This window comes from Microbacterium kribbense, assembly GCF_039537285.1.
GTDB classification, from domain to species: domain Bacteria; phylum Actinomycetota; class Actinomycetes; order Actinomycetales; family Microbacteriaceae; genus Microbacterium; species Microbacterium kribbense.
The window spans coordinates 618,087-630,220 of sequence record NZ_BAABAF010000001.1; the positions used below are offsets into that span (position 1 = coordinate 618,087).

At 69.9% G+C, this 12,134-nt stretch carries 13 protein-coding genes; 5 read left to right on the forward strand and 8 right to left on the reverse strand.

The window, feature by feature from the left end; translation table 11 throughout:
* Window positions 1-19 precede the first annotated feature (19 nt).
* Genes ABD705_RS16055 through ABD705_RS16065 form a run of 3 tightly spaced genes read left to right on the forward strand, consistent with a single transcriptional unit; the run spans window position 20 to window position 1,367 of the window.
* Complete coding sequence (locus ABD705_RS16055) at window positions 20-643, forward strand: TetR/AcrR family transcriptional regulator (protein WP_425562014.1); 624 nt, start codon at window positions 20-22, stop codon at window positions 641-643.
* A complete protein-coding gene (locus tag ABD705_RS16060) occupies window positions 640-978 on the forward strand; it encodes a hypothetical protein (RefSeq protein ID WP_425562015.1) in 339 nt (112 codons plus the stop codon). The genes ABD705_RS16055 and ABD705_RS16060 overlap by 4 nt, the downstream gene beginning before the upstream one ends.
* Window positions 936-1,367, forward strand: a complete 432-nt coding sequence (locus tag ABD705_RS16065) for a hypothetical protein (RefSeq protein ID WP_425562016.1) — start codon at window positions 936-938, stop codon at window positions 1,365-1,367. The genes ABD705_RS16060 and ABD705_RS16065 overlap by 43 nt, the downstream gene beginning before the upstream one ends.
* A gap of 202 nt (window positions 1,368-1,569) precedes the next feature.
* On the opposite strand, the gene ABD705_RS02855 is transcribed toward ABD705_RS16065, so the two are convergent.
* The 7 genes from ABD705_RS02855 to ABD705_RS02885 form a co-directional block, all read right to left on the reverse strand.
* Window positions 1,570-2,499 carry a LysR family transcriptional regulator gene (locus tag ABD705_RS02855; RefSeq protein WP_344780297.1) on the reverse strand — a complete coding sequence of 310 codons (930 nt, stop codon included), beginning with the start codon at window positions 2,497-2,499 and terminating at the stop codon, window positions 1,570-1,572.
* A 27-nt stretch (window positions 2,500-2,526) separates the two neighbouring features.
* A complete protein-coding gene (locus ABD705_RS02860; protein ID WP_344780299.1) occupies window positions 2,527-3,543 on the reverse strand; it encodes an ABC transporter permease in 1,017 nt (338 codons plus the stop codon).
* On the reverse strand, window positions 3,540-5,147 hold the full coding sequence (locus ABD705_RS02865; RefSeq protein WP_344780301.1) for a sugar ABC transporter ATP-binding protein: 1,608 nt from the start codon (window positions 5,145-5,147) through the stop codon (window positions 3,540-3,542). Before ABD705_RS02865 ends, ABD705_RS02860 begins: the two co-directional genes overlap by 4 nt.
* Entirely contained in the window at window positions 5,144-6,286 is a 1,143-nt protein-coding gene (locus ABD705_RS02870; protein ID WP_344780303.1) for a substrate-binding domain-containing protein, read from the reverse strand. Before ABD705_RS02870 ends, ABD705_RS02865 begins: the two co-directional genes overlap by 4 nt.
* 161 nt (window positions 6,287-6,447) lie before the next feature.
* Window positions 6,448-7,212 carry an SDR family NAD(P)-dependent oxidoreductase gene (locus ABD705_RS02875; protein WP_344780305.1) on the reverse strand — a complete coding sequence of 255 codons (765 nt, stop codon included), beginning with the start codon at window positions 7,210-7,212 and terminating at the stop codon, window positions 6,448-6,450.
* Window positions 7,209-8,618: an FAD-binding oxidoreductase gene (locus ABD705_RS02880; RefSeq protein WP_344780307.1), complete on the reverse strand. Its 1,410-nt coding sequence runs from the start codon at window positions 8,616-8,618 to the stop codon at window positions 7,209-7,211. Before ABD705_RS02880 ends, ABD705_RS02875 begins: the two co-directional genes overlap by 4 nt.
* Before the next feature lie 123 nt (window positions 8,619-8,741).
* A complete protein-coding gene (locus ABD705_RS02885; protein ID WP_344780309.1) occupies window positions 8,742-9,509 on the reverse strand; it encodes an SDR family NAD(P)-dependent oxidoreductase in 768 nt (255 codons plus the stop codon).
* Window positions 9,510-9,673: 164 nt separating this feature from the next.
* Between ABD705_RS02885 and ABD705_RS02890 the strand changes: the two genes are divergently transcribed.
* Window positions 9,674-10,594 (forward strand): LysR family transcriptional regulator, encoded by a 921-nt coding sequence (locus ABD705_RS02890; RefSeq protein WP_344780311.1) that lies wholly within the window; start codon window positions 9,674-9,676, stop codon window positions 10,592-10,594.
* A gap of 86 nt (window positions 10,595-10,680) precedes the next feature.
* Window positions 10,681-11,133 carry a hypothetical protein gene (locus ABD705_RS02895; RefSeq protein ID WP_344780313.1) on the forward strand — a complete coding sequence of 151 codons (453 nt, stop codon included), beginning with the start codon at window positions 10,681-10,683 and terminating at the stop codon, window positions 11,131-11,133.
* Window positions 11,134-11,168: 35 nt separating this feature from the next.
* Here the strand turns inward: ABD705_RS02895 and ABD705_RS02900 are convergent, their stop codons facing one another.
* Complete coding sequence (locus ABD705_RS02900) at window positions 11,169-12,134, reverse strand: fumarylacetoacetate hydrolase family protein (protein WP_344780315.1); 966 nt, start codon at window positions 12,132-12,134, stop codon at window positions 11,169-11,171.

Consider the following 12,134-nt stretch of genomic DNA (forward strand, 5'->3'; position numbering starts at 1 on the left):
GTGTGTGCCCCGATCAACGATGACACGTCTGCGCGCTCGACGCTACGCTGCGACCGGCTCTCAGGGGACGTCGTCGGCGCGATGCCTGTCATCGGCGCCGGCGAACCGATGGCGTGAACCACCGCGCGGCGATGATGCCAGGAATCGCCGGTTCGGGCAGAACCCGGCGTCGCCGGTTCGGGCAGAAAGGGGAGCGCGCCTGAGCGCGCGCGAGAATCGAGGGGTGACCCAGGCTCCAGTCGTGCGTGAGCCGAAGCAGCAGCGCACCCGCGAGGCGTGGAACCGTGTGCTCGATGTCGGACTGGCCTTGTTCATCGAGGGCGGGCTGGATGGGCTCACGATCAGTGAGGTGTGCCGACGGGCAGAGATTTCGGCGCCCTCGCTGTATGCGCGCGTCGACGGGCTGGCGGGCCTGGTCGCCGCCGTCTACGAGCATGCCATGGTCGATCTCCGGCGCTCCGACAGCGCAGCGTTTGCGGGGGTCCGGGGGTCCGACGCCCGCTGGCCGAGCGCATCGCGGCCGTCGTTGAGGCTCTCGCCGACCATTTCGCACGCAACGCGGATCTGCTGCGGCCCATCATCGCGGCTTCCCTTCGCGATGATTGGGTGCACGACCGTGGCGTCGAAGAGGCGCAACGCGTGATCCGGCTCGCCGCCGACACCCTTGCGCTCGGAGGCGAAGCCGGTCTCGACATCGCGACGATGCTTTTCGCCGAGCTCGTGATCGCCACGATGTACGGTGTGGACTTCGCCTCGCCGGTCGCCTCGATCAGCGAGGTCAGCCGTGCGCCGAACTCCTGCGCACTCTCCAGCGCGAATCGGCGCAGGTCGGCCTGCGCCGCCGCGTCCGGATCGCAGGCCTGCAGCACCCACCACTGGTCTCCGTCTCGACCCTGGCTGCGGATGGCCGTGTACGAACCCTGCACCGTGCGGGAGTGCGCGATGATCGCTTCGCCCTCCTCGACGCCGGGCACGTGATCGAACGTGTACCCGCCGATGATGTGCAGCCGGTGTTCTCGCTTGGGGGACGCACCCCACAGATGCGCGCGCACTGCCGAGTCGATGCCGTCGGCGCCCACCAGCAGCGGTGTCTGAAGGACGGCGCCGTCCTTCAGCTGCAGTTCCACGTGATCGCCGCGGTCGTCGATGCGGACGACTTCCTGGCTCGTGTGCAGCATTCCGTCCGGCAGAGCGGTGAGCATGCGCTGGTACAGGTCGGGGCGCAGCATCCCGGTGAATCCCCCGCCGTATTCGGCGACGACATCGGCCGGAATGTCGATGTCCGCGCGGATCTCGCCTCGTACGCTGCGGAATGTGGAGTGGCAGGGGGCGCCGAGGTCATCCGTGTCCACACCCATCAGCCCTAGCGCCTTGATCGGCGGCGGCCACAGGTTGAGGATGTTGCCGGCTGGCCGCGCTTCGCGATAACGCTCAAGGATCATGACGTGGTGGCCGGCGGTATGCAGCGCGAGCGCTGGCCATGCCGGCGGGACCGCCGCCGAGCACGACGATCGGGTTGTCAGCGGAATGGGGCATCGGGACTCCTCCGGCCACCCCGACGAGTACGGGTCACTCGGCGTCCTCGCCGAACTCGACGAGTTCGGCGGCGCGGCGCAGCTGCTGCACGAGCCACTGCAGTGCCGGGTCGTCGGACTTGGACGGATGCCAGTAGGCGGCCTCGATGAGCACGCTCGGCGCGATCGGTGTGTCGGCGATCACCAGGCCGAGCGAGGCGGCATAGCGGTTCGCGGTGCGCTCGGGCACCCAGCCCACCCACGGTGTGCCGGCCAGCACGAACGGCACCGTCATGAAGCCCTGCACGGTCAGGGCGACCCGGGGTGAGATCTCGGCGGCGCTGAGCATGTCATCGATGTGGGTGGACACGTGCGGGCCGAACACCGAGCGCACGTGCCGCAGCCGCGCCAGCGACTGCAGCGACAGTGCGCCGTCCTGCAGCGCCGGGTTGGCGGCATCCACGACGCACACGAATCGGTCCGAGAACAGCGACGCCCGCTTGCCGGGAACGCCGCGCCCGGTGCCGGCGATCGTGATGTCGCGGCGCAGCAGATCGATGGGCGAGACCATCTCTGCGACGGGGAGCCCGTCGAACTCGACGCTGGTGTGCGGAGCATCCCGTCCGAGCACCGTCAGCAGCGGGCTCGTGATCTCGGCGAGGACGTAATCGGATGCCGACACCAGGAACGTGCGGGTGCTGGTGGCCGGCTCGAAGGTCGGCAGCGCCTGGAAGGTGTGCTGCACAGCCGCCATGCACTCGGCGACGCTGGGGATGAGCGATTCGGCGCGCGGGGTGAGCACGAAGCCGCGGCCGGCGCGCTCGAGCAGCGGATCATCGAACAGCTCGCGCAGGCGCCCGAGGGCGGCGCTGACGGCCGGTTGCGCCATGCCGACCAGTTCGCCGGCCCGGGTGAGATTGCGTTCGGCGAGCAGAGCGTCGAGCACGACCACGAGGTTGAGGTCGAGCTTGCGGACATCGGTCACGCGCCCATCCTACGGGCGGCGCCCGGCTCACCCCTGCCGCTTGACCCGACCCAGGTACGTCGACAGCGCGACGGCCGCCAGCAGCGCAGCGCCGTTGAACACGTTGGACGCCCAGCCGCTGGCGCCGGACAGGGCGAGCCCGCTGACCGACACCGACACGAACACCGCGCCGATGATCGTGCCCCACACGTTGAAGAAGCCCGGCCGGATCGCGGTGGCGCCCAGGAACACGGCCGCAAGGGCGGGGAACAGCAGGCTGCCGCCGTCCGATGCGGCGGCGCTGCCCACCCGCGACAGCTGCAGCACGCCTGCGAATCCGGCGATGAATCCGGCCACGATGAAGCTCCACCACACGTTCCGGGTCACCGGCAGGCCGACGAGCCGTGCCGCGGTCGCGTTCGAGCCGATGGCATACAGCGAGCGGCCGAACGGCGTGTGCGAGAAGAAGTACCAGGCGACCAGCCCCACCAGCAGGGTGATCAGGAACACGAGCGGGATGCCGAGGAATCGCGTCGACCCGAACGTGATCAGCGCCGGGTCGATGCCGCTGACCAGCGTCCGGCCGCCGGTGAACCACGACATCAGACCTGCCAGGAGCATCGACATGCCCAGGGTGGTGACGAACGGGTTCATCCGCAGCTTGGTGACGAAGTAGCCGTTCACAACGCCCACCAGGGTTCCGAGGCACAGCGAGATGACGATCGACAGCCACAGCGGCATCCCGAACACCGACATCATGCCCGCCGTCATCACCTGCGTCATGACGGCGTTCGCGCCGAGCGAGAAGTCGAAGTAATTGCACACCAGTGGGAAGATCGCCGCGATCGCGATGAGCGCGATGAGCGCGTTGCTGCCGAGGATGACGTTGAGGTTGTTCACCGTCGGGAAGGCCCGCGCCGAGAGCGGGAAGAGGCAGAAGAACGCGTACACGATGACCGTCAGCAGCGGCAGCGCGTAATTCTCCAGCAGCTGCATGGCTTTGGGTCTGCGCCTTGCTGGGATGGAGACGGTCGCCGTCGTCGGCGGACTCTGGGTATCGGTCATGGGGTTGCCTCCGTGGCGGCATCGGGAATGGTCTTCTCACGCAGCACCAGGCTGGTGAGGGCGTCGACGTCGAGGGTGCCGGCGGCGACCTCGTCAGAGATCTTGCCGCGGCTGAGTACCAGCGTCCGGTCGCAGAGCGCGTGGATCTCGGCCAGGTCGCTGGAGGCGACGATGACTGCACAGCCGGCGGCGGCGGCGCGGCGGATGCTGTCGTAGATGTCGGCGCGGCTCATCACGTCGACCCCCTGGGTCGGTTCGTCCAGTAGCAGCAGGCGCGGGCGGCGCTGCATCCAGCGCGCGAGCACCACCTTCTGCTGGTTGCCGCCGGACATCGACGAATAGGGGGCCTCGGGCCCGGCGACCTTGACGCCGAACTCGGCGATGAGCTCTCGGGCTGCGTCGCGCTCCCGTCCGCGCGGCATGAATCCGCCGGTCCAGTTCTCCGAGAGGCGAGCGACCGCGAGATTCTCGGTGACGGTCTGGTCCATGAAGGATGCCTCGTGCGCGCGGTCCTCGGGGACCATCGCCACACCGGCCGCCATCGCCTCGCCCACGTTGTGCGGCGCGTAGCGCTTGCCGTCGAGGGTCATGGTGCCGCCGGCCGGGGTGTGCTCGCCGAAGAGCATCTTGAGCACGCTGGAGCGGCCGGCGCCGACCAGACCGGTCAGCCCCAGGATCTCGCCGCGGTGCACGGTCAGGTCGATGCCGCGCACCGGTCCACCGCGCAGGCCCCTCGCGGTGAAGACCGGAGTGCCGTCGGCGTGGGCGCGATCGCCGGTGGGGTGCAGGGCCCGCACGGCCTTGCCCGCCATGATCTCGACGAGCTCTTCCTCGGTCGGCGAGGCGTCGACGAGCGCGCCCGCCAGGCGGCCGTCGCGGTAGATCGTGAAGTCGTCCGAGACGCCGAGCACCTCGCGCAGCCGGTGGCTGACGATGAGCACTGTCTGGCCGGCGTCGGCGCGACGGCGCACGCGCTGCAGCAGCAGCTCGGATTCGTGCGCGGCCAGGCGCGCGGTCGGCTCGTCGAGCACGAGGATCAGCTGCTGTTCGGAATCCTGATCCTGCAGGGCACGCGCGATCGCGACCATGGTCTGGTCGGACGGGCGCAGCGTGCGTATGGCGGCGCGGGGATCGACGTCGAGTTCGTATTCGGCGAGCAGCCGTGTGACCTTCCGGCGCAGCGCGCGCCAGTCGATGCCGCCGCGGCGCGTCGGGTAGCCCGAGTCGAGGGCGAAGTTCTCCTCGACCGACAGGTCGAGAAACAGCCCGAGGTCCTGGTGCACGAACCGCAGCCCCGCCTGCTGGGCGGTGGCGGGTGTGTACTCGCCCAGGTCATGCGTCTGACCGAAGATCGTCAGGTCGCCGGCATCCGCCCGATAGACGCCCGCGAGGATCTTGATCGTCGTCGACTTGCCCGAGCCGTTGCCGCCGAGCAGGGCGTGCACCGTGCCGCCGCGCACCAGTAGCGAGGCATCGTTCAGTGCCCTGGTGCCGGCGAAGTCCTTGTCGAGGTGCCGGACCTCCACGGCGAGATCGGAGGTCGACGTGCCGGGAGCGGCAGGGATGGACCCTGCCGCTCCCGGGTTCGTCGTGGCGTCGGTCACTTGCCCCACGCCGTGAGGAACTTCGACTTCCAGTCGATACTGCCGTCATACGGACCGGACTTCGGCATGTTGTGATCCTTGTCGACCGCCTGCACCGACTCCCCGATGTAGGCCGGATTCTGGCTGTCGAGCACTCGGATGGCCGTGTCGATGGAACCCCAGGCCTGCCAGTTCTGCGCCTGGCCGATGGTGGCGGTGATGCCCGGCTGGCCGCTGCGGATCATGTCGAGGGCCGCTGCGGAGCCGAAGCCGCCCACCGACACGATCTTGTCGGCGAGGCCCGCCTGGGCGATGGCCGCGGCGAGGCCGTTCACGAGGAATCCGTCGGTCGGCATCACCAGCGTGTTCACGTCGGGGTTGGCCAGCAGTGCGCTGACGACCTTCTGCACGAACGAGCCGTCCGCCTGCTCGGGGTCCGAGATGTCGACGGTCTCGACGACCTCGCCGCTGCCCAGAGCCTTCAGCTCGTCCTTGTACGCCTGGGTGACCAGGCCGCCCCAGGGGTTGCTGGTCATGTTGAGCACGACGGCCTTGACGTCGCCGTTGTTCTTGCCGAACGTGTAGTCGGCCTGCAGCTTGCCGATCGCCTGGAAGGGGGTGGGCACGGGCGAGTCCTTCAGCCACAGGCGCTCAGAGGCCCATTCCTTCGGGCTGCAGTCGTCCACGCCGCCGCCACCGATGATCGTGACGCCGGCGGCTTTGGCTTCGGCGAACGCGGCTGCCGCCGCCGAGCAGCTGATGCCGACCGGCACGAGCACGTTGGCGCCGCCGGCGACCGCCTGGCGGATCGCGGTCGCGAAGCCCTCGGGGCTGAGCTTGCCGTCCACGACGGTGCCGGACCAGCCGGCGGCCTTCGCGGCGTCGACCATCGCGGCGGCCGGCGCAGAGCATGTCGCGTTGGACTCGCCGCATGACATCGCGTAGAACTTGAGGCCGGCCTTGGGCTTGGCCGGGGTGAGGTCGTCGAGCGTCGAGCCGACGCCGGTGTAGGCGGTGTCGAGCGCGGTCTGGGCAGCGCTGCTGAGCGAGCTGGAACCGCTCGGGGCCGGAGCGCCGGCATCGCCGGTGGAACATGCGCTCACCGTGAGCGCGATCGCGGCGACGGCTGCGGCCATCGCGAATGTGCGTGTGATTTTCACTGACACTCCTGCTGTGTGTCGGGAGGAAGCCAGGGCGTCCTCGCCTGCGTCGGGTCTGGCTGCTTCGCCAACTCTGCCATCACACCAACGAACGAGCGGATCCGGAACGCCGCCGGGCTGATGCCACACATCGGGCATGGCGATACGCGGGCGGCATCCGGTCAGTCCGAGGCCAGCGTGCCCCCGTCGATGACGATGTTCTGTCCGCTGACGAAAGCGCCCGCCGGCGAAGCCAGCCACACGACGGTGCCGGCGACCTCGGCGGGCGTGCCGAAGCGGCCCATCGGTGTCTTGGCGAGGCGGCTGTGCGCGGCATCCGGATCGCCCGTGATGGGCGTCGCGAACTCGGTGGCGATGACGCCGGGCGACAGCGCGTTGGCGCGGATGCCGCGCGGCCCCCACTGCACGGCGATGTTCCGCGCGAGCTGGGCGTTGGCAGCCTTCGTGATGCCGTACCCGCCGATCGCCTTGTTGCCGCGCAGGCCGGACAGGCTCGACATCACGAGGAACAGCCCGCCGCCGCCGTCGGCCATGACCGGCAGCGCCGCGTCGGCCAGGCGCAGCACCGAGATCACGTGCAGGTCGAACATGGCCTGCAGCGATGCGACGTCCTCGCCGAGTGCGACGCCGGCGTTGGCGAACACGATGTCCAGGCGTCCCCAGTGCTGTTGTGCGGTGCGGACGAGGGATGCGGGCGCGCCGGGGTCGCTCAGGTCGCACGGCACCCCCACGACATCGAGGCCGCGCCCCTGCAGCGCCGCCGCCGCACCGTCGGCGTCGCCGAGCCCGGCCAGCACCACCCGTGCACCTGCGGCGGCGATCGCCTCGGCCGAGGCGAGTCCGATGCCGCTGGTCGCCCCGGTGACGATCGCCACCTGGCCGGCCAGCGAGAACAGCCCGGCGGGGGAGAGGAGCGAGTCGCTCATGCGCGCGCGAGCTCCCAGTGGTTGACGTTCACGGTCGCAGGGTCGCCGGCGAGGTACCGGTGGAAGCGGCCCTCTGGGTCGCGGGCGGCGATGATCTGCTGCAGCTTCGTCCAGTTCGCCGGCGCCATGAACGTCAGCTGCCGGTTCGTCATGTCGGAGTCGCCGAGGTACTGCCCGGCGGTGACCGGCTCGGCGTGCGCGAACACATCGTCGACCCAGGCGCGGTTGCGCGCGAACTCGGTGGGGTCCTCGTAGACCGTGTAGGCCGCGACATAGGCGTCGGTCTGCAACGAGAACGCCATGTCGGGCAGCGGTCGCCGCGGGGCATTGCTCATCCAGATCGCGAAGCCGCGCTCGGTCGGGTTCGTGGTGAACAGCGGCCGGATGCCTTCGACCATCGCGGCAATGCCCTCCGGCGTGTTCTCGCCATCGATCCAGGCGTTGTCGCAGATGTACTGCCAGTGCTCAGGATTCTGCTTGACCTGCTCTTGGCGGTGCTCGGCCATCGCCGAGGGGGCGGCATCCTTCACGAACACGGCGCGGCCGAGCACCGGTGAGGTGCGGAACTCGGCCAGTGACGCGCGCGCCTGCGCCATGTCGTCGCCGAACGCCGTGCCGGTCACCAGGAACAGCCGGCGCTCGGAGCCGTCGGGCAGCTCCACCGGGGTCGACACGCATACGATCTCGACGTTGTCGGGGATGCGGTGGTGCGTCTCGTACAGCCACGTCATCACCTCGGTGAAGTCGTCGAGCTCGTAGCCGTGCACGGTGTGCGCGAGGGCGCCGAACAGCGGCCGCGTCTGCAGGTGGAAGCGCACGACGATTCCGGGGAAGGTGGGTCCGGCGCCGCGCGCCGCCCAGTAGAGGTCGCTGTTGTGCTCCCCGTCGGCGCGGACGAGCGCGCCGTCGGCGGTGACGACGTCGAGCGCGACGATCGCCTCGGCCGCCCAGCCCCAGCCGCGCTGGTTCCAGCCCTGGCCGCCCTGCAGCAGGAACCCGCCGATGCCCACGGTCGGGCAGTGGCCGCCGCCGAAGAACCGACCGCGCTCCTCGAGATAGGGCGAGAGCACCTCGCCGCCCTTGGTCGCCGGGCCGGCGCTGACGATGTGGGTCTGCTCGTCGTAGGAGATCTCGTCGAATGCGCCCAGGTCGATGAGCAGGCCGCCGTCTCGCACACTCCACGCGGCCCACGCGTGGCCACCCGAGCGCACCGCGACCGTCCAGCCGCGCGCGGCAGCCAGGCGCACGCCGCGCTGCACGTCCGCGACGCTCGCGGCGATGAGCACGGCGTCGGGCTGCCGGTCGGGCCGGCGGCCGTTGAACACGCGGCCGACGCGCGCGTCGTCCCACTCGGGGTCGGTGGGCAGCACGAGGCGGCCGTCGAAGGCGAGCGTGTCAGGGGTCATCGTCGAACTCCTCGGTGTGTGTGGGACCTACGGTAGAGAGCAGATGCCGGAGCCTGAAGATCGCAGGCGGGATACCAGCTATCAGGCGGGGTGGTGACCGGGGACAGGCCTCGGCTCGTCGGGTCACCCGAGGGTGGAGCCGCCCCCGTCGACGACGAGATTGACGCCGGTGATCCAGGATGCCTCGTCCGACGTGAGGAACACGGCGGCGTTGACGACGTCGTCGGGCTGGCCGACACGGCGCAGGGGTATGCGCTCCCATGCGTCCCGCAACGCCGGCGGCGGGTCTTCGACGAGGAACGTGGTGGCCGGGGTCTGAATGAAGCCCGGCGAGATGCACACGGCGCGAATGCCGTGTGGGCCGCCCTCGACGGCAAGCTGCTGCGTGAGGTTGATCACGCCGGCCTTGGCGGCGCCGTGCGCGTTCTGGGGCATGAACTCGACTCCTCGGGTGCCGGCGATCGAGCCGATGTTGAGGATCACGCCGCCGCCGCGGGTCTTGAGGTGCTTCCACACGGCGCGCACCGCGTAGAAGACGATGTTCAACTCCATGTCGATCGCGAAGTCCCAGTCGGCGACGCTGATCTCGTCGATCGCCCCGAAGCGCTGGATGGAGGCGTTGTTGTAGAGGATGTCGATTCCGCCGTGGGCGGCCGCGGCATCGTCGATCCAGGCCTGCACCGCCGCCGCGTCGCCCGCATCGACCGGTGCCGAACCGCTGATCGTGCCGCCGTCGGCCCGCACCAGACGCACCGTCTCCTCCAGCGCCGCCGCGTCGATGTCGCAGCCGATGACGGCAGCGCCCTCTGCCGCGAAGCGGCGTGCCGCTTCGCGGCCCATGCCACCGCCGATACCGGTGATCAGCGCGACCTTGTCCTGCAGTCGACCCATTGCGGGCTCCTCCCTGAGGTGGGCGGCATCCGAGGCCGCCCTCATACGCTAGGGGTCGGCTGACTGTGACGGAATGCCGGTGTCGGCATAGCAGCTATCGTCCGCCGCCGGCGCGCACCATCGGGACCCGGCGCCGCACAGCCGTGCGCGATAGCATGCGGGGCATGGCCGGTGCCGAGTACGATCTGAACCTTCTCGTGCCGCTGCGCGCCCTGCTGGAAGAGGCCAACGTCACGCGTGCTGGTCAGCGGGTGCAGATGGGCCAATCATCGATGAGCACTGCGCTGGCACGCCTGCGCACGGTGTTCCACGACGAGCTGCTCGTGCGGGTGGGGCGCGAGTACGAGCTCACGCCGCTCGCCCGGCTGCTGCTGCCACAAGTGCAGCACACCCTGCCGCTGATCGAACGCGTGCTGCGTGGCGAGAAGGAGTTCGATCCGGCCACGGCCCGACGCGGTCTCACCCTGATGGCGACGGACTACGGAGCCATGCGCCTGCGCGGGCCGCTCGGTGCCGTGCTCGAGCAGGCGCCTGACATCGAGATCGACGTCGTGGCGCTGCCCGAGCATCCGATGGAGAGCGAGCGGGACCTGATCACCAACGACTTCGTGGTGACGGTTGCGGGTATCGGCATCGACGGCGAGAGCGCCGACCTGATCGTGGACGACTATGTGTGTCTCATCGATCCGGACAACCCGGCATTGGTCGACGGCGTGCTCTCGTTCGAGGCGTTCGTCGCGCTGCCGCAAGCGGTCGCTCAGTTCGGTCGTCTGCATTTCACTCCCGCCGACCGTCGGCTGCGCGAGCTCGGGGTCGACCGCAGCGAGCCACGGGTGACGGCGGGCAGCTTCCTCGCGCTGCCGTCGATCGTGGCCGACACTGACCTGGTCGCGGTGGTGCCACGAGTGCTCGCCGAACAGCTCGGACCCGTCAACGGCGTGATCGGTGTGGACGCGCCGTTCGGCCGCGTTCCGGTCGATCTCAAGCTGTGGTGGCACGCCAGCCACGACAGCGACCCCGCGCATGTGTGGTTCCGTGACCAGCTGATCGCAGCCGTGCGCGCCGAGGCACCCGCCGGCTCGTAGCCTGCAGCCGATAGCTGTCATCGACTGGATCGCGTTCCCGGCCGGCCTGCACCCGCATACGTTCGTGTGCAGCAGAAGAGGGAGTGGTGTCGATGGTGGTCTCATCCGTCCTTGTCGCAGGTGAAGGCGACAGCAGCCGCGCGGCGGCGATCGCGCTTGCCGGCCGGGGTCTGGACGTGACGCTCGTCGGGCACTCGCCGCGGTTGCAGGATGTCGCAGCCGGCATGGTGCTGCCGGTGGGAGCCGATCTCCTCGAGGCGGTCGCCCTATGGCCTGGCATCGACGCATCCGCGGGCGCCTGCGCAGCGAGGGGCCGCGGGCGCGAAGCCTCCGTGGAGGAGCGCCCGGGCACGTGGCTCGTGGGATCGATCGCCGTCGATCGCCATGTGGAGGCGGAGCTGTCCGACGGACGCATCGAGAACTACGATCTCGTCGTCCTCGCCGGTGATGGTCAGATGCGTCTGATCACCGGTGGCGACCGGGCACCCTCCGCCGGGCAGGGCGCTTCGGGCACGGGCGCACTCGGCCCGGTCCGCTGACGCACCCTGTGCCGCTGGGCCTCGGCCGGCGCTGCTCAGAGCCGGTCCGCCCCATAGGTGCGGCGTGCCGGCGGAACCGTGTGCGCCGGGCTGGTCGACTCGACGATGCGGTTGGAGACGGTGCCGAGTCCTTCGACCGTCATGGTCACGACATCTCCCACCTGCAGCGGCGCGGGCGTGAGCGAACCAGAGCGCGCCCAGCGCTCGCTCAGCGCGCCCTGCGAGGCGGTGCCGGTGGCGAGCACGTCGCCCGCGCCGACCCACGCGTCGCGCGAGGCGTGCACGAGCATCTCCTCGAACGACCACGACATGTTGCGCAGGTTGTCGGTGCCCACCACCTCGCCGTTGACCGCGACAGACATCTGCAGCGCGTAGCGGTCGCCTTCGCGGTACTGCTCGAGCGCGTCCGGGGTGGTCAGCCAGGGACCGAGCGTGTTCGCGAAGTCCTTGCCCTTGGAAGGCCCCAGCCCCACCCGCATCTCACCCGCCTGGATGTCGCGCGCGCTCCAGTCGTTGAGGATGCAGAACCCGGCGATGTGCTCGGCGGCCTCTTCGATCGGAACGTCGCGGACGGTGTCCTTGACGATCATCGCGACCTCGAGCTCGAAGTCGAGCCGCTGAGTGAACGGCGGCATCGGGATGTCGGCGCCGCTCGGCAGCACCGACCACGGGTTCATGAACAGGAATGCAGGCGCCTCGTACCACTGGGCGGGCACGGGCGTGCCGGGGCCATCGAGCTTCTTCATGCCCGCGATGTGCGCCTCGAACACCAGGAAGTCGCGCATCGCGCGCGGCTGCACCGGCACGGCGAGGGTCGCTTCTTCGAGAGGGAGTCTCTGCTGGCGGCCGGCGCGCACGTCGAGGTCGCGACGCACGCCGGCCGGCGCGTTCAGCAGATCGAGGATCTCGGGGTCGCCCGGGATGTCCTGCAGTCTGCCGTACTGGACGCGCCCGGTGTGGACCATGCCGTTCGGCCCGACGTAGCGCGCGTACTGCGTCAT